The organism is Marinomonas sp. GJ51-14, from assembly GCF_055808695.1.
In genome coordinates, this window is record NZ_CM147879.1 from 2906307 (window position 1) to 2931289 (window position 24983).

The 24983-nt window shown below is 40.0% G+C and carries 23 protein-coding genes and 1 pseudogene; 17 read left to right on the forward strand and 7 right to left on the reverse strand.

Annotated elements, in window-relative coordinates; all coding sequences use genetic code 11:
- The 3 genes from minE to AC0L3Y_RS13835 all read left to right on the forward strand — a co-directional run bounded on the left by minE (position 1) and on the right by AC0L3Y_RS13835 (position 2835).
- Positions 1-258: a cell division topological specificity factor MinE gene (minE, locus tag AC0L3Y_RS13825; RefSeq protein ID WP_473464801.1), complete on the forward strand. Its 258-nt coding sequence runs from the start codon at positions 1-3 to the stop codon at positions 256-258.
- 184 nt (positions 259-442) lie between these two features.
- Positions 443-1627 carry a cytochrome-c peroxidase gene (locus AC0L3Y_RS13830; RefSeq protein ID WP_473464805.1) on the forward strand — a complete coding sequence of 395 codons (1185 nt, stop codon included), beginning with the start codon at positions 443-445 and terminating at the stop codon, positions 1625-1627.
- Between the two features lie 152 nt (positions 1628-1779).
- On the forward strand, positions 1780-2835 hold the full coding sequence (locus tag AC0L3Y_RS13835; protein ID WP_473464811.1) for an aldo/keto reductase: 1056 nt from the start codon (positions 1780-1782) through the stop codon (positions 2833-2835).
- A gap of 113 nt (positions 2836-2948) precedes the next feature.
- Here AC0L3Y_RS13835 and fusA read toward each other — a convergent pair whose 3' ends face one another.
- The 4 genes from fusA to AC0L3Y_RS13855 all read right to left on the reverse strand — a co-directional run bounded on the left by fusA (position 2949) and on the right by AC0L3Y_RS13855 (position 8335).
- Complete coding sequence (gene fusA, locus AC0L3Y_RS13840) at positions 2949-5045, reverse strand: elongation factor G (RefSeq protein ID WP_473464815.1); 2097 nt, start codon at positions 5043-5045, stop codon at positions 2949-2951.
- A 374-nt stretch (positions 5046-5419) separates the two neighbouring features.
- Complete coding sequence (locus tag AC0L3Y_RS13845) at positions 5420-6088, reverse strand: TIGR04211 family SH3 domain-containing protein (RefSeq protein WP_473464820.1); 669 nt, start codon at positions 6086-6088, stop codon at positions 5420-5422.
- Positions 6089-6213: 125 nt separating this feature from the next.
- Complete coding sequence (locus tag AC0L3Y_RS13850) at positions 6214-6690, reverse strand: DUF934 domain-containing protein (protein ID WP_473464825.1); 477 nt, start codon at positions 6688-6690, stop codon at positions 6214-6216.
- On the reverse strand, positions 6674-8335 hold the full coding sequence (locus tag AC0L3Y_RS13855; protein ID WP_473464829.1) for a nitrite/sulfite reductase: 1662 nt from the start codon (positions 8333-8335) through the stop codon (positions 6674-6676). The genes AC0L3Y_RS13850 and AC0L3Y_RS13855 overlap by 17 nt, the downstream gene beginning before the upstream one ends.
- Before the next feature lie 263 nt (positions 8336-8598).
- On the opposite strand from AC0L3Y_RS13855, the gene nfuA reads away from it, so the two are divergent.
- Positions 8599-9180 (forward strand): Fe-S biogenesis protein NfuA, encoded by a 582-nt coding sequence (gene nfuA / locus AC0L3Y_RS13860; protein WP_473464835.1) that lies wholly within the window; start codon positions 8599-8601, stop codon positions 9178-9180.
- A 91-nt stretch (positions 9181-9271) separates the two neighbouring features.
- Here nfuA and AC0L3Y_RS13865 read toward each other — a convergent pair whose 3' ends face one another.
- The gene (locus tag AC0L3Y_RS13865; RefSeq protein ID WP_473464839.1) at positions 9272-9703 is read right to left on the reverse strand and encodes a universal stress protein; all 432 of its coding nucleotides are present in this window, start codon (positions 9701-9703) and stop codon (positions 9272-9274) included.
- A 74-nt stretch (positions 9704-9777) separates the two neighbouring features.
- Between AC0L3Y_RS13865 and AC0L3Y_RS13870 the strand changes: the two genes are divergently transcribed.
- Positions 9778-10275: a hypothetical protein gene (locus tag AC0L3Y_RS13870; protein ID WP_473464843.1), complete on the forward strand. Its 498-nt coding sequence runs from the start codon at positions 9778-9780 to the stop codon at positions 10273-10275.
- 27 nt (positions 10276-10302) lie between these two features.
- Here the strand turns inward: AC0L3Y_RS13870 and AC0L3Y_RS13875 are convergent, their stop codons facing one another.
- Positions 10303-11055, reverse strand: coding sequence for a DNA topoisomerase I (locus AC0L3Y_RS13875; protein WP_473464848.1), 753 nt, complete (start codon positions 11053-11055; stop codon positions 10303-10305).
- 191 nt (positions 11056-11246) lie between these two features.
- On the opposite strand from AC0L3Y_RS13875, the gene topA reads away from it, so the two are divergent.
- Genes topA through AC0L3Y_RS13890 form a run of 3 tightly spaced genes read left to right on the forward strand, consistent with a single transcriptional unit; the run spans position 11247 to position 14612 of the window.
- A complete protein-coding gene (gene topA, locus AC0L3Y_RS13880) occupies positions 11247-13883 on the forward strand; it encodes a type I DNA topoisomerase (RefSeq protein WP_473464853.1) in 2637 nt (878 codons plus the stop codon).
- Positions 13870-14340, forward strand: a complete 471-nt coding sequence (locus tag AC0L3Y_RS13885; RefSeq protein WP_473464857.1) for a DUF6586 family protein — start codon at positions 13870-13872, stop codon at positions 14338-14340. The genes topA and AC0L3Y_RS13885 overlap by 14 nt, the downstream gene beginning before the upstream one ends.
- A gap of 2 nt (positions 14341-14342) precedes the next feature.
- Positions 14343-14612, forward strand: a complete 270-nt coding sequence (locus AC0L3Y_RS13890) for a hypothetical protein (RefSeq protein WP_473464860.1) — start codon at positions 14343-14345, stop codon at positions 14610-14612.
- Positions 14613-14708: 96 nt separating this feature from the next.
- Here AC0L3Y_RS13890 and lexA read toward each other — a convergent pair whose 3' ends face one another.
- Positions 14709-15332 (reverse strand): transcriptional repressor LexA, encoded by a 624-nt coding sequence (gene lexA / locus AC0L3Y_RS13895; protein WP_473464863.1) that lies wholly within the window; start codon positions 15330-15332, stop codon positions 14709-14711.
- A gap of 69 nt (positions 15333-15401) precedes the next feature.
- On the opposite strand from lexA, the gene dinG reads away from it, so the two are divergent.
- The 9 genes and pseudogenes from dinG (at position 15402) to AC0L3Y_RS13940 (ending at position 24974) form a co-directional block, all read left to right on the forward strand.
- Positions 15402-17525, forward strand: coding sequence for an ATP-dependent DNA helicase DinG (gene dinG / locus AC0L3Y_RS13900; RefSeq protein WP_473464869.1), 2124 nt, complete (start codon positions 15402-15404; stop codon positions 17523-17525).
- Between the two features lie 125 nt (positions 17526-17650).
- A pseudogene (locus AC0L3Y_RS13905) lies at positions 17651-19016 on the forward strand (DEAD/DEAH box helicase).
- A 28-nt stretch (positions 19017-19044) separates the two neighbouring features.
- The gene (locus AC0L3Y_RS13910; RefSeq protein ID WP_473464872.1) at positions 19045-20466 is read left to right on the forward strand and encodes a protein adenylyltransferase SelO; all 1422 of its coding nucleotides are present in this window, start codon (positions 19045-19047) and stop codon (positions 20464-20466) included.
- 43 nt (positions 20467-20509) lie between these two features.
- The gene (locus tag AC0L3Y_RS13915) at positions 20510-21538 is read left to right on the forward strand and encodes an NAD(P)H-dependent glycerol-3-phosphate dehydrogenase (RefSeq protein WP_473464876.1); all 1029 of its coding nucleotides are present in this window, start codon (positions 20510-20512) and stop codon (positions 21536-21538) included.
- Complete coding sequence (locus tag AC0L3Y_RS13920) at positions 21531-21815, forward strand: DUF4389 domain-containing protein (RefSeq protein WP_473464882.1); 285 nt, start codon at positions 21531-21533, stop codon at positions 21813-21815. Before AC0L3Y_RS13915 ends, AC0L3Y_RS13920 begins: the two co-directional genes overlap by 8 nt.
- Positions 21802-22284, forward strand: coding sequence for a phosphohistidine phosphatase SixA (gene sixA, locus AC0L3Y_RS13925; RefSeq protein ID WP_473464888.1), 483 nt, complete (start codon positions 21802-21804; stop codon positions 22282-22284). The genes AC0L3Y_RS13920 and sixA overlap by 14 nt, the downstream gene beginning before the upstream one ends.
- 38 nt (positions 22285-22322) lie before the next feature.
- Complete coding sequence (locus AC0L3Y_RS13930) at positions 22323-23186, forward strand: alpha/beta hydrolase (RefSeq protein WP_473464891.1); 864 nt, start codon at positions 22323-22325, stop codon at positions 23184-23186.
- 39 nt (positions 23187-23225) lie between these two features.
- Complete coding sequence (locus AC0L3Y_RS13935; RefSeq protein WP_473464897.1) at positions 23226-24020, forward strand: DUF4892 domain-containing protein; 795 nt, start codon at positions 23226-23228, stop codon at positions 24018-24020.
- Between the two features lie 9 nt (positions 24021-24029).
- Positions 24030-24974 carry a patatin-like phospholipase family protein gene (locus tag AC0L3Y_RS13940; RefSeq protein WP_473464901.1) on the forward strand — a complete coding sequence of 315 codons (945 nt, stop codon included), beginning with the start codon at positions 24030-24032 and terminating at the stop codon, positions 24972-24974.
- Positions 24975-24983 lie beyond the last annotated feature (9 nt).

Sequence of the window (24983 nt, forward strand, 5' to 3'; positions counted from 1 at the left end):
GTGGGAATTTTTGATTACTTTAAAAGTAAGAATACGCCAAGCTCTGCTTCTGTTGCAAAAGATCGCTTACAAATTATTGTTGCTCATGAACGTAGTAAGCGACATCAGCCAGATTATTTGCCTCAAATGCAGCAAGAAATTATCGATGTGATTCGAAAATATGTGCAAATCGGTAATGAAGATGTGCAGATACAGCTAGATAATACCGATGATTGTTCAGTGTTAGAGCTAAATGTAACCTTGCCTGAACAGAGTTAAAGAGTAGAGCAGTTTTTTAAAATTTTATTGATTTGTTATATAAAAGCGTTAAACGAGACTTTTGATATAAGTCTTGTTCAACGCTTTTTTGTGTCTAAGTAAGTGAGAATGATTTTCGGTGTTTTACTCAAATTCGGCATAGGTGTATTATTCGCTCACTTATTTTTTTGATGGCTAAAATACAATGGTACGCTATTCTCTTGGTTTAATTGCTGTCTCCTTGCTTGTTTCTGCATGCAGTGAACCTAAACAAGTTCTAGATCAACCTAAAGTAGGTAAGACTTCACAAGAACTTCCTGTCCCGATGTCTGACTCTAAGGCGTTATTGGGATCCCAGTTATTTTTTGATACAAACTTATCAAAAGAGCGAAATCAATCTTGCGCAACTTGCCATGATATTGCGAATGCATTTGTTGATAAAAGAGATGATGTTTTCTCTGGCGCTGTTTCTTTGGGCAGTGACGGTCATTCTGTTGGCACGCGTAATACGCCAACTGCTGGTTATGCAGCGTTTTCACCTCCTTTTCATCGTATGTCTGATGGTGAATATCGTGGTGGTCAATTCTTAGATGGACGTTCATCTGGTTTGGTTGAGCAAGCGCAAGGGCCTTTTTTAAACCCACTTGAAATGGCAATTAAAGACGGTGCTGGGGTTGTTGACCGTGTAAAAGAAAATGAGCGATATCAGTCATTGTTCAATAATTTATATGGTGAAGGGATTTTAGATGATCCTGAAAAAGGTTATGTGGCTATCGCTGATGCAATTGCTACTTTTGAAAAGACGGCCTTGTTCATGCCTTTTGATTCAAAATACGATCGTGTTCTGAGAGGTGAAGATAAATTCACGCCAGAAGAAGAATTGGGTAAGACGTTATTTTTCTCTCAACAGTTTACTAATTGTAATGCTTGTCATCAGTTAAATACGTCTCCATTTTATAAGCAAGAAACCTTTACTAATTATGAGTATCGTAATATTGGGGTGCCTGCTAATGCGGCACTAACTGCTCATAATGGTGGGCTTGTTGATAAGGGCTTGTTGGATAATCCTGAAATAACTGATGCATCACAGGCTGGTAAATTTAAAGTGCCTTCCTTAAGGAATGTCGCAGTAACAGGCCCTTATATGCACAACGGTGTATTTCAAGACCTACGGACGGTTGTGTTGTTCTATGATAAATACAATAACCCAACCCGTACTATTAACCCTGAAACGGGTAAGCCATGGGCTGAACCCGAAGTGGCTGAAAATATTGATTTCGAGAATTTAGAAATTGGTCCAGCTTTGCCTGATCAACGGGTGGATGCAATTGTGGCATTTCTTAAGACATTAACAGATAAGCGTTATGAGCCTCTGATTGATGGTAAATAAATAATATATGAGAGGGAGTATTAGATAAAAATCACAAGCTCCTTATTGTTTTCATTGATAAAACTAGCTTGATGGCGCAAATTTTATTACATTGACCCTTTAGTTTATTTTGTGGCGCATTTTTCCGTGCTACTCGAATATAAAGGATATGAATGATGAAATATGCGCCACTTGGCCGAACAGGTTTAGAGGTATCTCGAGTCTGCTTGGGTACCATGACATGGGGTACTCAAAATAATCAAGCTGATGCTGACATTCAAATTGAATATGCTTTAGCGAACGGTATTAACTTCTTTGATACTGCTGAAATGTATTCGGTTCCACCTACGCCAGAATCCTATGGTAAAACAGAAGCCATTATTGGTGACTGGTTATCTCGTAATCCATCTCGACGTGACGAAATCATTTTGGCAACAAAAATAGCTGGCCCAGGGTTGCATTACATTCGTGATGGCGGACCTATTACTGGTGATGCGGTTGTTGCCGCCGTAGATGCTTCATTGAAACGTTTACAGACTGATTATATTGATTTGTATCAACTTCATTGGCCTAATCGAACGTCTCCTCATTTTGCGAAACATTTTCCAGGGCATATTTCTTTTTCAGATGTAGATAGTAAAGCCCACTCTGCTCAAATGCTTGATATTTTGCAGGGGATTGCGAGATGTCTAAAAGCAGGAAAAATCCGTCATTTTGGCTTATCTGATGATACGACTTGGGGTATTAACGAATATATTCGTCTAAGTGATAAATATGATTTGCCGAGGGTGGCTTCAATACAGAATGAGTTCAGTTTGTTGCACGCGAAAGATTGGCCTTATTTGATTGAAAACTGTGTCCATGAAGATGTCGCTTATTTACCTTGGTCGCCTTTGGCTGCGGGTGCATTAACAGGAAAATATCTTGGTGGTGCTCGCCCAGAAGGTAGTCGTTGGAGTTTTGCGCAACGTAATGGGCTTTTCCGTGATACGGACTTGGTTGATAAGGCTGTTTCTGGTTATGTTGAAGTGGCAGCTAAGCATGGTTTAAGTGCTGCTCAGTTGGCCTTAGCTTGGTGCGATCAGGTTGATGGTGTTAGTTCAACTATTATTGGTGCAACTTCTTTAGAGCAGCTTAAAGAGGATATGAGTGCTTTTGATCTAGCTTTGTCTGATGAAGTATTGTCGGATGTAATGTCTGTCTTTAGAGAGTACTCGGCACCATTTTAGAATGCCGAATGAATAGAAAGGGCGCTTTTAGCGCTCTTTTTTTGCTCTTATTTTTGAGTATAAAAAAGCCCGATACACTTTCATGTATCGGGCTTTTAAAAAGAAGCTAGATATTATTTATCTTTTTTCTCTTGTTCTTTCTTATCTTTCACTGCTGCAATTACAGTTTCAGCTACGTTAGAAGGACATGGTAGGTAGTGAGAGAACTCCATAGAGAACTGACCACGACCAGATGTCATAGTACGTAGTGTACTGATGTAACCAAACATTTCAGAAAGAGGTACGTCCGCTTTAATACGAACACCAGTTACGCCTTTCTCTTGGTCTTTGATCATGCCACGACGACGGTTAAGGTCACCGATTACATCACCGACGTGGTCATCAGGAGTAAATACATCTACCTTCATGATAGGCTCGATCAATTGAGGACCGGCTTTCGGGATAGATTGACGGAAAGCGCCTTTTGCAGCGATTTCAAAGGCAATAGCAGAGGAGTCAACTGCGTGGAAACCACCGTCGAACAACTGAACTTCAACGTCTAATACTGGGAAGCCAGCTAGAACACCTTCGTCCATCATAGACTTAAAGCCTTTCTCTACAGCTGGGAAGAATTCTTTTGGTACGTTACCACCAACAACTGTAGAAGAGAATACGAAACCAGTACCTGGCTCACCTGGTTTGATGCGGTAATCGATTTTACCGAATTGACCAGAACCACCAGATTGTTTCTTGTGCGTATAAGTATCTTCAACTTCTTTTGTGATTGTCTCACGGTAAGCAACCTGAGGTTGGCCAACGATAAGATCAACACCGTAAGTACGTTTCAAGATATCTACTTTGATGTCTAGGTGAAGTTCACCCATGCCGCGAAGGATTGTTTCACCAGAATCTTGGTCTGTTTCAACACGGAAAGTAGGGTCTTCTGCAACCATTTTACCAATCGCAACCCCCATTTTCTCGTTACCGCCTTTATCTTTTGGTGTAACAGAGATAGAAATTACTGGCTCAGGGAAGACCATTGCTTCAAGGGTGCAAGGGTGCTTAGGATCACAAAGAGTATGACCTGTTTGCACGTTTTTCATGCCAACAATTGCAATGATATCACCAGCTTGTGCTGTGCTGATTTCTTTACGGTCATCTGCATGCATTTCAACCATACGGCCCACACGTTCTGTTTTGCCTGTGAAGCTGTTTAGGATTGTGTCGCCTTTGTTAAGAACACCAGAGTAAACGCGTACGAAAGTCAAAGCGCCGAAACGGTCATCCATGATTTTGAACGCAAGTGCTTTAAAAGGTTCGTCAGCAGAGACAATTGCTTTCTCGCCGTTTGGATTACCTTCTTCATCAGTCAGATCTTGTGGGATAACATCTGTTGGGCTTGGTAGATAATCAACAATAGCATCAAGAAGAAGCTGCATGCCTTTGTTTTTAAAGGCAGAACCACAATATGTTGGGAAGAAAGCAAGATCGCGTGTACCTTTGCGGATGCACATCTTAATGTTATCAATAGAAGGCTCTTCACCATCCATGTATGCCATCATGATGTCGTCGTCTTGTTCAACAGCAGTTTCAATTAGTTTTTCACGGTATTCTTCTACCTGATCAGCCATGTCAGCAGGAATATCTTCAACGCTGTAGTTTTCTGGTAAGCCAGAATCATCCCAAACATAAGCTTTACGAGTTAGTAGATCTACAACACCGCTGAATTCATCTTCAGTACCGATAGGAAGAACCATGATTAATGGTACTGCACCTAATACTTTTTCTACTTGCTCAGTAACACGGTAAAAACTAGCGCCTAGACGATCTAGTTTGTTTACGAAGATCAAACGTGCAACTTCTGACTCATTGGCATAGCGCCAGTTAGTTTCTGATTGTGGTTCAACACCACCAGAACCACAGAATACACCAACACCACCATCAAGAACTTTAAGAGAACGATAAACTTCTACTGTGAAGTCAACGTGACCAGGTGTGTCGATAACGTTAAAGCGGTGATCTTTCCAAAAACAACTAACCGCAGCAGATTGAATGGTAATACCGCGCTCGGCCTCTTGTTCCATGAAGTCTGTAGTGGATTCACCTTCATGGGTTTCACCAATTTTGTGTATTCTACCCGTAAGTTTAAGGATACGTTCTGTAGTAGTAGTTTTACCCGCGTCAACGTGAGCAAAAATACCGATGTTTCTGTATTTTGATAAGTCAGCCATTACATTACTCTAAATAAGTGAGGACGAAATTTGCGCGTTAGTATACAAGACTTTTTTCATTTATAGCCAAGTATTTCGCGCTATTCTATTATATTTTATGTGATTAAAGGAAGAGCATAACTGAAAGCATTTTATAAATACCCAATAAGTTCTTTTAAATAAACGAAAAGAATCATGTATATGGGGATTGTTGTACTGTTTTTGAGTAAATAAAAGGTGTTTGAAAGGGGGTAGTTGTGAGTGGTTTCGAGAAGGGTACGAAATAATTGAATAAACACAGATGCTTGGTGTTTCTAAACTAGAAGCTACAATAGCCTATCTCTGAAATATTATTGCAAAGATAGGCTCTTTAATATGTCATTTTATTTGATTGTTTAAGACCAAGATCCTGAGCCATTTTTCTTGCGGCGTATCATAGGAATTAAAATGCCTAATAAGAGTCCACCAAATAATGTTGCAGCTCCAATCATGAACCATTTTTGCTCAGTCGTATCTCTTAGTTTCTCTGCTTGTGTAATTGCTGTATTCGCTTGTTGTTTTAAACTTTCAATTTGGTAACTTACGTCTTCATTTTGAGCGACAATTTCTTGTGCTTTTTCTGACAGTTCGGTGTTGCTTACGATTTTTTGTTTCAGTGTGCTATTTTCATTTTGAAGTGATGAATTGAGCTCATTAAGCTCTTTTATCTTTTGTTGGCTTGCCGTTAATGATTCTGATATATCTGCCCGACTTTTTGTGAGCCTTTCTATATTTGTCTGAAGTTTATCGAGTTGGTCTCTAGTTACTGCGTCTTCACTTAGAAAGTAGTCTGCAACCCAGCCTTCATTTCCATTTGGGGTACGAACCTTTGTATAGCCATCACCTTGCTCAATAACTTCCAGTGGGGTTCCGCTCTTAATACCTCTTTCTACTGCTCTGGTACTGTTATCCAAACCTTCTCGAATGGCAACAAACTGAATGTCAGAAACATAAACTGTCGCAGAGTGTGCGGTTACAGAGAGTAATGTGCCTGCAATTAGGCCGATAATTCTTTTTTTGGACACGTTAAGTTCCTTTAGCAATCAATCACTTTAGTCTGTTTCTTACGATAGTCATGAGGAGGGTAATACGCAATAGAAAAAGGCCATCGTAATGGCCTTTTATTGGTGTTTTATTGTAAATGTTTTGTCTAGCGGCGAAGGAAAAGGGGTCTAGGGTCCGAAACATCACCTTGGTAAGCAATAGAAAATGGAGCGTGTAGGGCTAATGCTTTATTTAAATCAATGTCTTCATTGAATTGAAAACTATTAAATCCAACACGTAATAAATACCCCAGTTGATCAGGAATGAAGTTGCCAAGAGCTCTTATTTCGCCTTGATAATTCAATCTTTCTTTTAATAAACGGGCGTAGCTAAAGCCTCGACCATCTACAAATATAGGAAAGTGAATGCCAATGACTTTAAATTGCGTTAAGTCAATCTCTTGGAGGCATTCTGTACCGTCTCCTGCATCTAACCAAATGCCAGCAACTTTACCAATTGAGTCTTTTTCAGATAGCCACTTTTGAGCCGCAATAATGCTGTTTTCTGTGATTGCTTGCTCAGCATCTTGCACCCAAACATATTTGTTTTCGGTGATTTCGCCGTTCTTAATTAGCTTTGGCATAAGCAGCCTCTTTAAATGGTGTGATGCCAACGCGGCGATAAGTGTCAATGAAACGTTCTTCTTCAGAGCGGTTTTCGACGTATACATTCATTAGTTTTTGGATAACGTTACTGATTTCTTCTTGAGCAAAAGAAGGGCCGAGGATTTTACCTATGCTAGCGTCATGGCCCGATGCGCCACCAATAGATATCTGGTAAAACTCTTCCCCTTTTTTGTCGACCCCTAAAATACCTATATTGCCAACATGGTGGTGACCACAAGCGTTCATACAGCCAGAGATGTTTAGGTCTATGTTGCCAAGGTCATAAAGGTAGTCAAGATCACTAAAAGTGTCTTGTATTTGTGCTGCAATAGGGATGGACTTTGCATTTGCAAGTGCGCAAAAGTCACCGCCAGGACAGCAAATCATGTCTGTTAGTAAGCCAAGAGTCGGAGTTGCAAAGCCCGCTTCTTTCGCTGCTTCCCATAATTCTTCTAGCTTGTCTTGGCGCACGTCAGATAAAACAAGGTTTTGTTCATGACTCACACGAAGTTCGCCAAAACTGAATTTGTCTGCTAAATCGGCGGCTTTTTGCATCTGTTCTGCTGTTGCATCACCAGGTGCTTGGCCAGCTTTCTTTAAGGTAAGAGTGACAATTCGGTAGCCAGGTTTTTTATGCTCAAATGTGTTGCGTTCAAACCAACGGGCAAAGCCTGCGCTGCTGGCTAGTTTGTTCATTAAGCTTTCTGGTTGGTTTGTTAATTCTTCATAGGCAGGTTCAGAGAAAAAGCCTGCAAGGCGATCGAATTCACTCATTGGAACTGTGCTTTCTTTGCCTCTAAGGTGAATCCATTCAGCATCTACTCGGCTACGAAACTCTTCAATGCCTAGGGCTTTAACGAGTATCTTAATACGGGCTTTATATTTGTTGTCACGACGACCGTGCTGATTATAAACGCGTATAATGGCGTCTAAATAGGTCAATATGTCCGCACGTGGAATAAACTCACTGATTGTCACTCCAACCATTGGCGTACGGCCAAGTCCTCCACCGACAATGACCTTAAAGCCAATTTCGCCATCATTATTCTTTTTAATGTGAAGACCTATATCGTGAACTTGTGTGGCTGCACGATCTGCGGATTCAGTTGCATTAACGGCAATTTTGAATTTACGTGGTAGAAATGCAAATTCAGGATGGAAGGTTGACCACTGACGAATAAGTTCACAATAAGGGCGAGGATCAACAACTTCATCAGCAATAACGCCAGCGTACTGATCTGTTGTTGTATTACGGATGCAATTACCGCTTGTTTGTACTGCGTGCATTTGCACTTCAGCTAGCTCTGCCAAAATATCTGGTACATCTTCAAGTTTTGGCCAGTTTAATTGTAGGTTCTGACGAGTGCTGAAGTGACCATAAGAGCGATCATATCTACAGCTTATTTCAGCTAGTTTTCGTAGTTGAGTGCTAGAGAGCATTCCGTATGGAATGGCAATACGCAACATTGGTGCATAGCGTTGTACATATAGTCCGTTTTGAAGGCGTAAAGGTAAGAATGCTTCTTCACTTAATTCTTTGTTTAAATAGCGGCTTGTTTGGTCGCGGAATTGTGCGACACGCTCTTCAACAAGCTGTTGGTCAATGGCGTCATATTGATACATAGAGAAATGAACCGTAGTTGATAAATTTAGTTAAATTTATAATAGCAAACATCCTTTATTCTAAAAATGAATATTTACCTATATCTTTAGCGGTTTTTCTAATAAGGCTTATTTGCTTCCATTAATTGTTCAAACGTTGGAGGTAGGAATGATAGATAGAAAAAGGAAAAATACCCTACTTTTTTACTTGGTCTTTGGCATTGTTGATTATCTGCTGTAATATAAGCGCCATTAATCGTCATGTAGATTTAGAAAGGCTTATTATGAATATTACAATTACTGATGGTGCCCAAGAGTATCTTTCGTCGTTATTGGAAAAGCAGGATGTGGAAGGTATTGCTGTGCGGATTTTTATTCAACAGCCAGGTACTCCTTATGCTGAAACCTGTCTCGCTTATTGCCGTCCAGACGAAGTAAATGAGACTGATGAAATTTTAAACTTACCTAAGCTGAAAGTGTATATTGAAAAGAACTCAGTGAACTTTTTAGATGAGGCATTTGTTGATTATGCTACTGAAAAAATGGGTGGCCAATTAACTATTAAAGCGCCTAATGCAAAAATGCCCAAAGTAACAGCGGATAGTCCGATCGAAGATCAAATTAATTATGTTCTTTATTCTGATATCAACCCAGGCTTAGCTGCCCATGGTGGTGAAGTGAGTTTGTTGGAAGTGATAGATGGTCAAGTTGCGGTGTTGAAATTCGGTGGTGGTTGTCAGGGTTGTAGTGCTGTAGATTTAACTTTAAAAGAGGGTGTTGAGAAAACACTTCTGGAGAAAGTTCCGGGCTTGACGGCTGTAAAAGATTCAACTGATCACACGGTTACAGATAACGCTTTTATGTAAGCGGTACATGTGGTTAGACGTTTAATAAAAACGCCAGTGCGGAAATGTTCGCACTGGCGTTTTTTTATCTAAATCTTGTGTGCTTAAGCGATTAGTCTTTTGTTACTTTTACAGCAAGGACATCACACGGAGCGCCATGAAGTACGCCATTTGCTGTTGAGCCAAGTAATAAGGCTAAACCATGGCGACAATGGCTTCCTACAACGATTAGATCTGCTTTCTTTTCTTCTGCAATTCGGTGGATTTCACTTTCTATTCCGCCTTGTGTTATGCAGCTTTCTTGAAGTGGGACGTCAAGTTGAGCTTCTAAAATGGCAATACGCTCTTTTGCTGTTTCTTGCAATTGAGTCTGAATATCTGTGATGTCTATTGGAACATCTCCGCCATAAGCATAATTAAGTGATTCAATGACGTGAACTATGGTAAGTTCAGCGCCGGATGATTTGCATAGCGTTACGGCCTTATTAGCCACCTTTATACTTTCATCAGTTAGATCGACAGCGAGTAGAATTCTGTTATACATGGTGGAATACCTCCGAATTTAACTTTATTCGTTAATTTTAGCTCAAAATTAGAAACTAGAGAGAAACATTAAATATGACTGCTCTAATCGTTATTTTTATTACATTGTCTTTAATGGGATCGGCTTTGTGGATCTTGCCTCCGAAAAAAGAGCGTCAACGTATGGCTTTACGTATGCATGCTCGTAAACTTGGTCTTACTGTTCAGCTTACATCAATTGACCTTCCTGACAAGTGGGATAAGTCAATGAATAGTCATAAAGTGGCAGCTTATTCCTATTATCGCTTGAAACCCCTTACTTCATTGCCTGATAAGGTCTTGTTATTACCTTATGAAGTATGGAAATACCATAATTTAGCTGGAGATTGGTGGGCGAGTGAATTTTTTGACCTTACCAAGGAGTCCAAAACAACACTAAAAAAGTACAGAGAATTATTGGTTGGGGTCAAAATTACACAGGATAGTGTTTCTCTTTATTGGAGTGAAGCTGGCGATGTGGCGATGTTGGAAGAGTTAAGTAAGCTGATTTTTGAATTAATAAAAATCGATAGTGTGCGCCATAAAGAAGGCTAGCACTATCGATGGTGTTGGTTTTTTGGATTAGTGTTCTTCGGGTATTTCGATATTTTTAATCAGGTCACTTAATACCTTTTCTGGATTGTCACTTTCTTTCATGGCGGCAATAGTAGGGGACAATATTTCTTTCATTCTATCGGTAATAAACGTTTTTAATGTGTTTTTTTCTGGGCGTTCTATGCTGTCCGACTTTAGATGTGACAATACGACGCTATAAAGTGTTTGTGCCACCCGTGAATCACCACTTTCGAAATTTTTATTTGCTTGAACAATTTGTCTGTTTAATTGAATCCATAAGTTTAGCCAGCGCAAATATTCGTAACATTCTTTATAGTGAGTGCTACTGATTCGACCTTTTCGACGTAAATATAATAGCATTTTCGCAAGCTTGGTTAGACGTTCTTTATAATTGGTTTTCTCTTGAAAGCTAAGTGTGTCAGGCTCTGGATTAAATGGTATAGGATCATGATCCCTACCTTCTTCTGCTTTGGCTATACGGATTTCAACTTTTTCAGGATCATCAGAATATTGCAGAAGTTCTCGAAGTGTGTCTAGATAGAAGTCATATAGGACGTCGGTGGCTATTGTATCTGTATTGATATCTTTTAAACCGCGTATATGTTGTTCTACACGATCTGCTCGATTTGAAAGTTGTAATTGTTTTACACGGCGTGCTGTTATTTCTTTTTCTTTTTGGTGTGCACGTGACCCAATAACAACAGATAAAATCACGATGATGATTAAAAATGTGATTGTTAGTATTTGAAGCGTAGCCATGATTGTCCTTAAGCAATGAATTCAGTATGTTAAATAAGAAATACTAAGTTCAGCAAGATTTAATATGTGAAACAATACAGGGATCGCTTGTCATATAAAAGGTGTTTGCTTAATATCAGCGCCCATACAGACTAAACTTCGTGCAATGTGGATTTTTGCAGACCTACTTTATATAAGGCTTACACAGTTCAATGGGAAAATCACTGGTTATCGTGGAATCGCCAGCTAAGGCGAAAACCATCAATAAATACCTAGGCAATGACTTTATTGTTAAATCGAGTGTGGGACACATTCGAGACTTGCCGACAGGTGCAACTTCCACCTCTACGCCTCAGGAGCGCGCTAAGCAAGCAGCATTGACGCGTAAGATGAGCCCGGAAGAGAAGGCTGAATACAAAAGTAAGAAGTCTCGTAAGCAGCTAATTTCTAGAATGGGTGTTGATCCAGAAAGTAATTGGAAAGCTCATTATGAAATTTTACCTGGTAAAGAAAAAGTCGTCGACGAACTAAAGCGTTTAGCAAAAAATGCTGACACAATCTATCTCGCAACCGATTTGGATAGAGAGGGAGAGGCTATTGCATGGCACCTTCGTGAAGCGATTGGTGGTGACGATAGTCGTTATAAGCGTGTTGTTTTTAACGAAATAACGAAAAAAGCTATTACTGCGGCATTCGAAACACCTTCCGAATTGGATTTAAATAGAGTCAACGCACAACAAGCGCGTCGCTTTTTAGATCGTGTTGTTGGTTTTATGGTGTCTCCTTTACTATGGGCTAAGGTAGCTCGCGGTTTGTCTGCGGGTCGAGTCCAATCTGTCGCAGTTCGTTTGATTGTTGAGCGTGAAAAAGAGATTCGTGCATTTGTTCCTGATGAGTTTTGGGAATTGGATGCCATGTTGGCAACGCCTTCTAAAGAAATTATAAAATTCGAAACCGCTAAATATCAGAATAAAGAATATCGGCCAATTAATCAGGCCCAATCTGATGAGCATGTTGGTCGTCTTAAAGGCGCTAAATATTTAGTTAGTAGTCGTGAAGATAAGCCAACCAGTAGTAAACCCTCTGCACCTTTTATTACATCAACACTTCAGCAGGCAGCAAGTACACGCTTAGGTTACGGCGTTAAGAAAACTATGATGCTTGCTCAGCGTTTGTATGAAGGTGGTTATATTACTTACATGCGTACAGACTCAACAAATTTGAGTGTGGATGCGGTAGAAGCGTTGCGAGCTTATATTTCTTCAACATACGGTGATGCTTACTTACCAGATGAACCTATTCGGTATAGCAGTAAGGAAGGTGCGCAAGAGGCCCATGAGGCGATTCGTCCATCTGACGTTACGGTTCGAGTTGATGATTTACTTAACATGGAAAAAGATGCGCATCGTTTATACGATTTAATTCGTAGTCAATTTATGGCTTGTCAGATGACGCCTGCAGAATACACTTCAACAACGATTACTGTTACAAGTGGTGAATATGAGTTTAAAGCCAAAGGGCGTATCTTGCGTTTTGATGGTTACACTCGAGCAATGCAGACCGTTGTTAAAAAAGGCGAAGACAATATTTTGCCTGATGTGGGTAAGGGTGAATATCTTGATTTAAAAGAACTCTTGCCTGAACAACATTTTACTAAACCAATAGCGCGTTTTAGTGAAGCGAGTTTAGTGAAAGAGTTGGAAAAACGAGGAATTGGGCGACCTTCTACATACGCGTCAATTATTTCAACGATTCAAGATCGTGGATATGTTCGTGTTGAAAATCGTCGTTTTTATGCTGAAAAAATGGGCGATATTGTCACAGAGCGGCTAGTTGATAGTTTTAGCTCTTTAATGGATTTTAGTTTTACAGCCCAAATGGAAGAGCAATTAGACGATATAGCTGAAGGTCATAAAGACTGGATTAAAACGCTAAATGCGTTTTATAAAGACTTTAGTGGTGTGCTAGCAAAAGCAGAGTCGCCTGAAGGTGGTATGATGCTAAATGAGCCAACGCCGACAGATATTGAGTGTCCAACGTGTTCTCGTCCTATGCAGATCCGTACGGCCAGCACTGGCGTATTTATGTCTTGTTCTGGTTATGCTTTGCCACCGAAAGAGCGTTGTAAGGCGACAATAAATCTTGTTCGCGGTGATGAAGCTGTCGCTGTCGATGATGAAGAAGGTGAGTCTAAGGCGCTAATCAATAAACATCGTTGTACTATTTGTGGTTCAGCCATGGATAGTTATTTGATGGATGAACATCGTAAACTTCATGTTTGTGGTAATAACCCTGCTTGTTCAGGTTATGAAGTCGAACAGGGGGTGTTCAAAATCAAAGGTTACGATGGCCCTGTTATTGAATGTGACAAATGTACGTCAGAGATGCAGTTAAAAACAGGTCGATTTGGTAAATATTTCGGATGTACAAACGAGGAATGTAAAAATACTCGTAAGTTATTGAAGAGTGGTGAAGCTGCGCCGCCTAAAATGGACCCTGTGCCTATGCCTGATCTTGCTTGTCAAAAAGTAGAAGATCATTATGTTTTGCGTGATGGTGCGACAGGGCTCTTTTTGGCTGCCAGTCAGTTTCCTAGAAAACGAGAAACCAGAGCACCATTGGTGAAAGAACTACTGCCTTACATGGACCAAATTGATCCTAAGTATCATTTTTTTGCTAAAGCACCTGTTGCCGATTCTGAGGGTCGCCCTACAGTTATTCGTTATAGCCGCAAAACGAAAGAGCAATATGTTATGACGGAAGAAGAAGGTAAACCAACAGGTTGGAAGGCTTACTATGTAGGTACAAAGTGGGTGATTGAGGAAGGCAAAAAAAATGAGTGGCGCTAGTTTAGCGAGCCTGACAAATCAAAAAATAGATACCGCAAGACGTCTAATTCAACAGAGTCAAGAAGATGAAGAGAAATGGCTGAATGTGGGATTAGAGAGCTCGGCTATTTTTCAACTGAGAAGTGCTCTTAATGGTTTATTGAAAGAAGTTTGCCTTTCTTATTCTTTGTCTGGGTCGTTGGATGTGGATAAGCTTTTAATTGAAGCTGAGAATAAGCAAATGGTGGTTCCAGTATTAAGTGAATTGTCGAACTTATTATCTCAGCCTAACTCTTGGTGTAGTCAATTGAATCAAGCTTATTTGGTGCAGCTGGAGTGTCGTGCTTCTATGGTTGCGATTGAAAAGGGTGATAATCTAATTGGCAGAGGGAGTGACGCTGGAGCTTCAGTAAGTTTCTATTTGGCCAAGTTAGTTGAGTTAGTGTTGCGTTTTAGAGAAGAGTCATCAGAGTATTGAGTATGAAAGAGTCCTACCTAGAAATTGTTGAGCTGGATAACGGCGATATTGTTTTACGTCCAGTCAGTGAGAGTGGTGAGGAAACGTTGCCATTAGCAACATTGAATATTTCGGATGATACTAAATCTTATTTGAAAGATCGTTATTTTGAGTTGGCAAAATGCATGTTTCATGCTGGCATTGATTTTGTGTATTCAGAAGAAACTCTCTTTGATGAAGATTTTGAACACCCAGAAGAAATAGAAGAGCTTAGACCTAAAATTTTGCATTAGTCCTTTGTTTTTTTACAGAATAAATAAAAGTCGAAATATTAAAAAGGCGAAGCATCTGCTTCGCCTTTTTAATGATTTTAAGATCAATTTTTAGCGTTAAAGGCCTTGTCGTATTACACCAACAGAAAGGCCTTCAATTGCAAAATCTTCACTTTCTAAATCGACAATAATATCGTTGAACTCTTCGTTCTCAGGAATGAGTCGAACAATGCTGCCTTTTTGCTCAAAACGTTTTACAGTGACTTCGTCACCAATACGAGCGACAACAATTTGTCCATTATGGACAGTGCTGGTTTTATGAACGGCCAATAAGTCGCCTTCCATAATACCGATGTTTTTCATGCTGGTTCCTGAAACAGACAGAAAATAATCTGCTTGAGGGGAAAACATACTTGGCGGTATGTTGACATGAGAGGCGATGTTTTCCTGAGCTAAAATAGGAAAGCCTGCAGCTACCTTTCCAATGATAGGCAAGCCTAGATCTTCTGCTTGCTCATCGTTAGATGCTTGATCGACTACACGTATGCCTCGTGAGGCGCCAGATAGCATTTCTATTGCCCCTTTTTTACATAGGGCTTTTAAATGTTCTTCGGCAGCGTTGGGGGATTTGAATCCAAGGCGGCGTGCGATTTCTGCTCTAGTAGGTGGAAACCCGGTTTCACTAATAAATTCGCGAATGGTTTCTAGTACGTCAGATTGTCTTTTGGTTAATTTAATCATAAGGAGTCTGGTTGTTTATACAGTAACTGTTATTATATACAGCTTTCTTAACTAATCTCAATAATATAAATGCTTTCAGACGAACTAAAAAAACAAATTCAACTTGCGTACCGAGCTTCTTTGGATGCGAAGTCCCATAAACCGAGAGCTGGACAGCGCCAGATGATAGGCGCTATTGCTCGTACATTGGGAAATATTAAACAAGGTTCTGAAGGTGAAAGGCTGGATGAAAAGCATGTTGCTGTCATTGAGGCAGGAACAGGGACAGGTAAAACCCTCTCTTATTGCTTAGCGACAATACCCATTGCTAAGGCTCGCGGCTTAAAATTGGTTATCTCAACAGCTACTGTTGCATTGCAAGAACAGATTCTTCATAAAGAGTTGCCTGATTTGCTTGAGCATACAGAATTAAATTTCAAATACACTCTCGCTAAAGGTAGAGGGCGTTATTTGTGTTTGAATAATCTGGAGGGCTTTTTAGGGGCAGAAGAGCAGGCGATAGACGATATGTTTGCCGGGCTTTTTGAGCAGCATCTGCAATCAGATGATGTTAATACAGTCTTGTACCAAGAAATGGATGCGGCATTAGAAAAAGGCGATTGGGATGGCGATAAAGATAATTGGGCTGGAATTATTCGTGATCAAGATTGGCGCCGTTTAACGACTGATCATCAACAATGTACTAATCGTAATTGCGCTAACTATTCCGCTTGTCCTTTCTTTAAAGCAAGAGCAGAGATTGAGGTGGCCGATGTAATTGTTGCAAACCATGACTTGGTTTTAGCTGATCTTTCACTTGGTGGTGGGGCAATTTTATCTGCGCCCAAAGAAACTATTTATGTATTTGATGAGGGCCATCATCTCCCAGATAAGGCTATTGGTCATTTTCGACATGAAGTACGGTTGCAACAAAGTATTGCTTGGCTTCGTCAGCTCGAAAAAAATCTAGTTAATTTAAAACAAGAACTAACAGACGACGTCAGTTTGACTGGGCAGTTACTGTTAAAAATTCCTCAGCAAATACAGAGTATTGTGAATTTCATCCAATACGCGCAGCAAGGCTTAGCACCTTATATACAAGGGTTGGGTTTAGATCAGGAGAATAATCAGCATCGTTTTGAATTTGGTTTGATCCCTGATGAACTGCGCCAGCTGGCTTACAGTTTGCAAACTTCTTATCAGAAACTATTTAACAACATCGAAAGTATTCAAGATGAATGTAAAAAAACCAAACAAAATGAAGGTATGGGGGTAACGCCAGAAACAGCGGAAACATGGCAACCTATTTTGGGTGTGATTCTTGGTCGATTGGAGCAGTGTGTTGGTTTGTGGCGCTTGTATTCTACAGTGGATGATCAGAATTATCCGCCGAATGCGCGTTGGTTGGTGTTGTCTGGGCAAGGGATGGAGCAAGATATAGAGCTTGGTGGGTCACCAATTCTTGCTGCAAACACCTTAAGGCAACAGTTGTGGGATAAATGTTTTGGTGCTGTTGTTACCTCTGCAACTTTAACCGCATTAAACCAATTTCATCGCTTCAATATGCGCTCAGGTGTGCCTCGTGAAAGTGAGTATTTGCGAGTATTGAGTCCTTTTGATTTTCAAGCTAATGGTTTATTAATTGTTCCTGATATGGAGTATGAGCCTAATCGAGTTGAACAGCACACAGCAGAAATTATTGCCTACTTGAATAAGTTGGTGAATATTGAAAAAGGTAGCCTAGTTTTATTTTCTTCTCGTCGACAAATGGAAGAAGTGTCTTTGTCACTTTCAGATAAGTTAAAAGAAATTTTACTTATGCAGGGCGAGCAATCTAAACGAGTTATTTTAGATTCTCACAAGTCAAGAATTGATGACGGTAAGGGGAGTTTATTATTTGGTCTGGCAAGCTTTGCGGAAGGGGTTGATTTGCCCGGTGATTATTTGTCTTGTGTGTATATTGCCAAAATACCTTTTGCGGTGCCTGATGATCCGGTTGAGGCAACCTTGGCTGAGTGGATTCAGAAACGTGGTGGTAATCCTTTCATGGAAATTACCATACCAGATGCTTCTTTACGTTTAGTTCAGGCGACTGGTCGTTTATTGAGAAATGAAAAAGATTCAGGCGAAATACATATTTTAGATAAGAGATTGAAAACGAAACGTTACGGCACGCAGTTAATAAACAGCTTGCCACCATATAGATATCAATAAGTTGCTTTAACAAAGCGTAAGCAAAGGGTGATAAAGCCTTATCAATTAGGTACACTCTTTGCACAGTTGATTAATTTCAAACACATAAAACCTTAAAAACATAATAGAAGCGTATAGATTCCAATATGGAAAACCAAATTCAAGAAGTGCCATCAGAAACGACTACAAAACCAAAACGTGCCCGTCGCCCAAGTAAGCGTCCTCGAAATAATGATGAGAAATTAGTCAGTACGCAAACTAATCTAGAGTCTACGGCTGTTGAGGTAGATAAAGTAAAAAGCGACGCGAAAGCCGGTGTTTGGTCTATAGAAGATTTTCCGGTTGCAGAAGTTGAAGGAAAAGTGCGTTTTCATGATTTAAATATTCCAGATCGAGTTATCAAATCTATTGCTGAAATGGGCTTTGAATACTGCAGTGAAATTCAAGCAGAAACTCTGCCAATGACATTGCAAGGTTACGATATTATTGGTCAGGCTCAAACAGGTACAGGCAAAACCGCTGCTTTCTTGATCGCTATGATCAGTGATTTCTTAGATTATCCATTAGAAGAAAAGCTGCGCTAACAATTTGGCTCGTGGCCTAATTATCGCTCCAACACGAGAGTTGGCGTTACAGATTGCAGATGAAGCTGAAAAACTGACTTCTAATTGCCATTTGAATGTTGTTTCTTTGGTAGGTGGTTTGAGCTACGAAAAGCAAAAAATCGCATTAGAAACCGAGAACGTGGATATTTTGGTTGCTACGCCAGGTCGCTTGTTGGACTTTGCGCGAAACCGTAAAGTCCAATTGGGCAAGGTTGAGTGCCTTGTTCTAGATGAAGCTGACCGTATGTTGTCTATGGGCTTTATTCCTGATGTAAAAAGCATTATACGTATGACACCGCAGAAAGAAGTTAGACAAACTATGTTGTTTAGTGCAACTTTCCCAAAAGATGTACAGGCGCTTGCCCAGCAATGGACTTATTTTCCAAAAGAAGTATCAGTGGTTCCTAAAGAGGCAACGAACCAAAATATCGATCAGGTGATTTATACCGTTGAGGCGGATCAAAAATGGCCGGTATTGAAGCAGCTTATTGAAAAAAATGGTGGTCAACGCACTATTATATTTGCTAATCGACGTGATGAAACTCGTGATCTGTATGAGCGTTTGCGTAAGGCTAATATCAACTGTGCGATTCTGTCTGGTGAAGTTGCCCAGGATAAGCGGGTTAAAACACTGAAAAACTTTAAGGAAGGTATTATCCAAGTTCTCGTTGCAACGGATGTTGCTGGTCGAGGTATTCATGTGGATAATGTTGAGTTGGTTGTTAATTACGCCTTACCTGAAGACCCTGAAGATTATGTACACCGTATTGGTCGTACTGGTCGTGGTGGTGAAATGGGCAAATCTGTAAGCTTCGCAAGTGAAGATGATGCTTTCATGATTCCAGAGATTGAGAGAGTCGTAGGTGAGAGTATTCGCTGTGAATATATGGTTGATATATCTCAATAAACATCGCTTACTTTTTAAGTGAGATAAGATGAATTTAGAACATCACTTTTCAAAGCTGGGCGATATGTTTTCTTCAAAAACAGTTGTCCAGCCACTTCTTGAGCAGCGATTGGTTGAGTTTAATCAATCGCTTGCTACATTTTTATCTATTAATATTAAATCCCCTCAGACTAAGCGCTTATTAAGTGGTGAAGAAAAGTTACCGAATACTTTAAGCATGGTTTATGCAGGTCATCAATTTGGCGGGTTTTCACCTCAGCTTGGTGATGGTCGAGGTGTGCTGTTGGGCGAAGTGCGAGGTCGAGATGGTCTTTTATATGATTTACATATGAAAGGAGCGGGCCCTACACCTTATTCCCGTCGTGGCGATGGTCGTGCTGTCCTACGCTCTTGTATTCGTGAGTATCTAGCAAGCGAAGCTATGTCTGCGTTATCAATTCCTACATCCCGTGCGTTAGGACTTTACGATAGTCGCGAAGCTGTTTATCGCGAACAACCAGAAGCTGGTGCTATGTTGTTAAGAGTTGCTCAAGGGCATATCCGCTTTGGCCATTTCGAATACTTTTTTTATCAGGGTAAACAAGAGCAGCTTGATGAGTTGATTGATTATTGCCTTGAGCATTATTACCCAGACTGTTTGGCGACAGATACCCCATTAGAGAATATGCTCAAGGAAGTTGTGAAGAGAACAGCTCGAATGATAGCGAAATGGCAGTCAGTCGGCTTTCAACATGGCGTTATGAATACGGATAATTTTTCATTTACCGGCGAAACTATCGATTATGGCCCTTATGGTTTCATGGAAGACTATGAGCCAGATTGGGTATGTAACCATTCGGATCATGAAGGGCGTTATGCTTTTTCTAGGCAGCCTGGGGTTGGATTATGGAATTTAAATTGTTTGATGCGGTGTTTTTCCAAACATTTGGAAAGGGATCAATTGATTGCTATTTTGCAAGGTTATGAAACTGAACTTCAGGCGCATTATGATACTCTAATGATGAGTAAGTTAGGCTTAAACTCATCTCAAGATATGCACGCATTATTACCTTTATTGTTCACAATTCTAGCCAATGAGAAAATGGATTATTCTGTGTTTTTTAGATTGCTTAGCCATTTTGAAAAAAACAGCTTTGACCTTTTACTTGATGAGGCAATAGATCGTGAGTTACTTCTGAATTGGCTTGAAAGGTATCAAATGGCGCGTGTCACGAATGATCTGGATTGGCAAGAAACCAGTCACTCTATGCTTCAGGTTAATCCGAAATTTATACTAAGAAACTATTTGGCCCATGATGCAATACTTGCAGCAGAACAGGGAGATTACTTACCTTTCAGACATTTATTGAATGTTCTTAGTCATCCGTTTGATGAGCATCCTGAATCCAGTCTACTTGCTCAACGTGCGCCAGAATGGGGTAAGTCATTAGAGGTTAGTTGTTCGTCTTAATTAGGTTTAAGGTGACATTGATGGAAAAAGAGAATTTATTGTTATGAAGCATTCTGTATGTGTATTAGGTGGTGGTAGTTTCGGTACTGCGTTGGCAAATATTATGGCAAATAATGGTCATCAAGTAAGCCAATGGATGCGAAACGAAGAGCAAGTTGAAGAAATTAACCTAACAGGGTTGAATAGTCGTTATTTGCCCAATGCGCCATTGCATCGTGAATTATTGGCAACTAGTAATTTAGAACAAGCGATTCGTGAAAGTGATACGATTTTTGTATCTATTCCTTCTAAGTCTTTTGAGCAGGTTGTAAAAAGAATTGAACCATTATTAACGGCTGATAAATTTTTAATTAGTACAACTAAAGGGTTTAATCCAAACAGATTTGAACTTATGAGTGATATTTTGCGTCGAAACCCTACAACGCAAAAAATTGGTGTGTTGAGTGGTCCAAATTTGGCAAAAGAAATTGCTGCGGGTCAAATGACAGGATCCGTCATTGCAAGTTCAGATGATGAAGTGCGACAGAGGGTGATTGAACTCCTTAAATCCCCAACATTTCGAGTTTATGAAAATAAAGACACTGCAGGTGTTGAGTTGGCCGGGGCTCTAAAAAATATATATGCGATTGTCTGTGGTCTCGCAAAAGCTCTAAATGTGGGTGAAAATACAATGTCGATGATTATGACTCGTAGTTTGGCAGAGATGAGCCGTTTTGCAGTGCATTTTGGTGCAAATCCAATGACTTTTTTGGGCTTAGCTGGAATGGGAGATTTAATTGCAACTTGTACTTCACCGTTAAGTCGTAATTATCGCGTTGGTTTTGCTATCGGTTCTGGGCAGAATTTAGAGGAAACAATTACCGCTATAGGTGAAGTGGCGGAAGGTGTGAATACGTTAAAGATGGTAGTGGAAGAGGCTCACAAACATGGTTTGTATATGCCACTTGCTGACGGTTTGTCTAAGCTATTATTTGATGATGCAAAGTTGGAGTCATTAATTGGTTCAATGATGACAGGCGAGCAAAAATGGGATGTCGAATTCGCGACAAATGAGGAGAATGATAATGTTTAAACCAGGTTACACAGATCAAGGTTTTTGGTTTCGTCTGATTTTTATGGTGTTGTATTGGTTGGTATTGAATGTTGCCATTACTGTATTTGGGATTCTCGTTATCTTAGTTAGTTTAATGAAGCTAGGATCAAAGCATGAGCCTGTTACCTTGGTGGTTTGGCTAGGAAGCGTAACTTTATTTCTTCGACAAATTTTTGCCTTTTTATCTTTTGAAGAAGAGGAAAAACCATTTCCCTTTCAACCGTGGCCTCAGGTGAAATCGGATGAAGAAGCTTAAGCGCCTTTATATCTTACGTCATGGGAATGCAGAGCCTTATGGTTCTGGGCAGGACGAATTACGTAAATTGACCGATTTAGGTAGGAAAGAAGTTGTCTCTATTGCAGAGAAATTTCGATTGAAGAATGAAGGCTTTGATGTGGTTTTTGTGAGTCCATATGTTCGGGCTCAACAAACAGTTAACATCTTTTTAACTAATCTTGATGCTTCTGTTGAAGTGAAAGACTGCCCTTTAATTACGCCAGATGGCCGGAATTCGGATGTGGCGCTTTGGTTAAGTAAGCAACCTTATGATTCTATTTTATTGGTAACGCATCAGCCTTTTGCACATCAGTTTATTAATTATATGATTGATGAGCCTTTACCAATAAGCTTTGCAATGACAACTGCAACACTGGCTTCGATTGAAGGTGAGGTCTTTGCTGGGGCTTGTTGCCAATTCCGTTGGCATATTTCTCCATCTCAATAGATGTTATTAAACTAAAAAATACAAGATAAAGAACGAATATGGGAAATGAAATTGTTTATCAGCTTCCTCATACGGAAGTTGCCGGTTTACAGTGGCTATCGAGAGATTCATCTGCATTAAAGGTAATGTCTTTACATGGTTGGCTTGATAATGCCGCTAGCTTTTCTAATCTATCTTCACATCTTTTTGATTTTTCTCACGTTGCTTTAGATTTGGCAGGTCATGGTTATTCTAAGCATCGTCCCGCAGGTAGTTTTTATCATTTATGGGATTATGTTCTAGATGTGGTATCTATTTTAAATCAGTCAAAACAAAGTGTTTGGTTGATTGGTCATAGCATGGGAGGAGCTGTCGCTATGTTAGTGGCAGCTATCGCACCAGATAAGGTAAGAGGTTTAATTATTTTGGATAACATGGGGCCATTAAGTGGTTCCCCGCATAATAGGGTGGCTACCTTACAACGAGCAATCAATAAAATGATTAAGCATCGTTTAAATAGAGAAACCAGTTATCCAACAAAAGAAGCCATGGTACTTGCTAGGATGAGCGGTTTTACAAAACTCTCAAAAGCCGCTTCAGAGCCTCTAGTAAAAAGAGGAGCAAAGGAAGGTAGTGACGGTGTTTGGCGTTGGTGCCATGATGGGAAGCTTACTTTTCCATCACCATTTCGTATGGATGAAGAGAGTATTGAGTCTTTTATAAAAGAAATTAAGTGTCCAACACTGGCGCTAATGGCAAAAGATGGTATTTATAAGGACGATACTTTGCTTGTTGAAAAGCGTGCTGCAGAGTTTCCTTGGATCAAGTTGAAGTGGCTAGAAGGAAATCATCATTTTCATCTTGAGCCAGATACTTGTTTTTCAGTGGCTACTGAAATACAGAAATTCATTGATCAAAACTAATGCGTTAATTCATTCTTAAGGGAATGACCGAGAGGTTTTATGGTTCAGTTTCGTAAAGTGTTCTATCTGTTTGCATTTTTTAGTGGGGTTTCTTTTGCTGGCGTTTTGGATATTACCCCTTATCGAGATGCACAGTTAATAAAAAGTAATTCGCAAGCTGAGCAGTTGGTTGAAATTCCCCTAAGTAAAATTCGTAAGGCAGGAAGCGGTTGGGAACCTGAATCTGTGATTCGATTGAAAGGGGATTATTTTACATCGCTCTATAAAATTGATAGAAATGCTGTGTTGTCAGATGTGTATGCGCATTATCGTGCGCAAATGCTGAAACAAGGGCAAACGGTTTTATTTGAGTGTGAAAGCCGTAGTTGTGGCAGTAGTAATGCTTGGGCCAATAATTTTTTCAGCGATTATTTGTTGTATGGCGCAGATCAAAATCAATATTTACTTGTTGTGAAAAATGCACAAGATATCTATCAAACGCTTTACCTTAATCGTCGTGGAGCGGGTGACGTTATTGTTCGCCTGGATGAAGTGAAGTCAGTCGATGGACGAGATACAGAATTTAAAATTGTTGCTCAAATGGATGCTCAAGATCTTCCTAGAATTCGACGCTTTTTAAGAGACTTACCACTAGGTCAACATGTTGTAGGGTTTGTTACTAGTCAAAGATCAGGGCCACTAGATGCTATTGAGTCTGGAGATCAATTAATTTCTAGTTTATCCGCTGGATTGGGTGATCAGCTTAACGAAAAGGTCCGTTTTATTAATTTGGCAGACCTTGGGCGTGAATCTTTAGGTGTGAATCGAATTTCTTTTATTTATGTCCGTCCTTAGGTGGTATTCGTGAATCCCAAAAAAACTGTTGCTCTTGTATTAGGTAGTGGGGCGGCTCGTGGTCATTCTCATATTGGTGTTATCCAGGCAATTGAGGATCGTGGTTATGACATTATTAGTATTTCAGGGTGCTCTATAGGGGCTATTATTGGCGGTGTGTATGCAGCTGGTAAGCTGTCAGAGTATCGTGAATGGGCATTGTCTTTAGATAAAGTGAGTGTGATTCGCTTGTTGGATATGTCCTTATTTAATGGTGGATATATCAAAGGGGATCGCTTCTTTGAAAAAATCCAAAGTATCGTTGGTACGCCTGATATTGAGTCCTTACCGATCGATTATACTTCTGTTGCTGTGGATTTGTTGAATCAAAAGGAGTTTTGGTTTCAGCGTGGTAGCTTGATAGACTCTATGCGTGCCTCATCTGCCATACCTTCTATTATTTCTCCTGTAAGCTTGAACGGACAGTTGTATGTTGATGGTGGTATTTTAAATCCTTTACCTATTATTCCTTCGGTATCGGCTGGTGCGGATTATATTATTGCTGTGGATCTTAACGGTCCTGCTGATGGTTTATTGAAGAAAGAAGCGGAAGAGCGTAAAGGGAAGGAGCCTAAAGAAAAGGAGTCTGATGATGGTCCTGCTTGGTGGCAAACTGCGAAAGACCTTTTTAGCAAAGATGATGATGGGGAAAAGCCTAAATATTCAGCAGAAAGTTGGGGGCGATTACAAACAATCAATATGATGTTTGAAACAATGCAGGAATCTTTGACCCAGTACAAGCTTGCTGGTTATCCGCCTGATTTATTAATTTCGATTCCAAAAGATATTTCCGGATTCTATGAGTTTTGGCGTTCTAAGGAGTTAATTGATTTCGGCTATGATGTTACTCAGAAGGCGATTGATGATTTGGAATCGCCTACTAAGATTTATCACTCTTTTCCCAAAAGTTATTAAAGAAGGCTT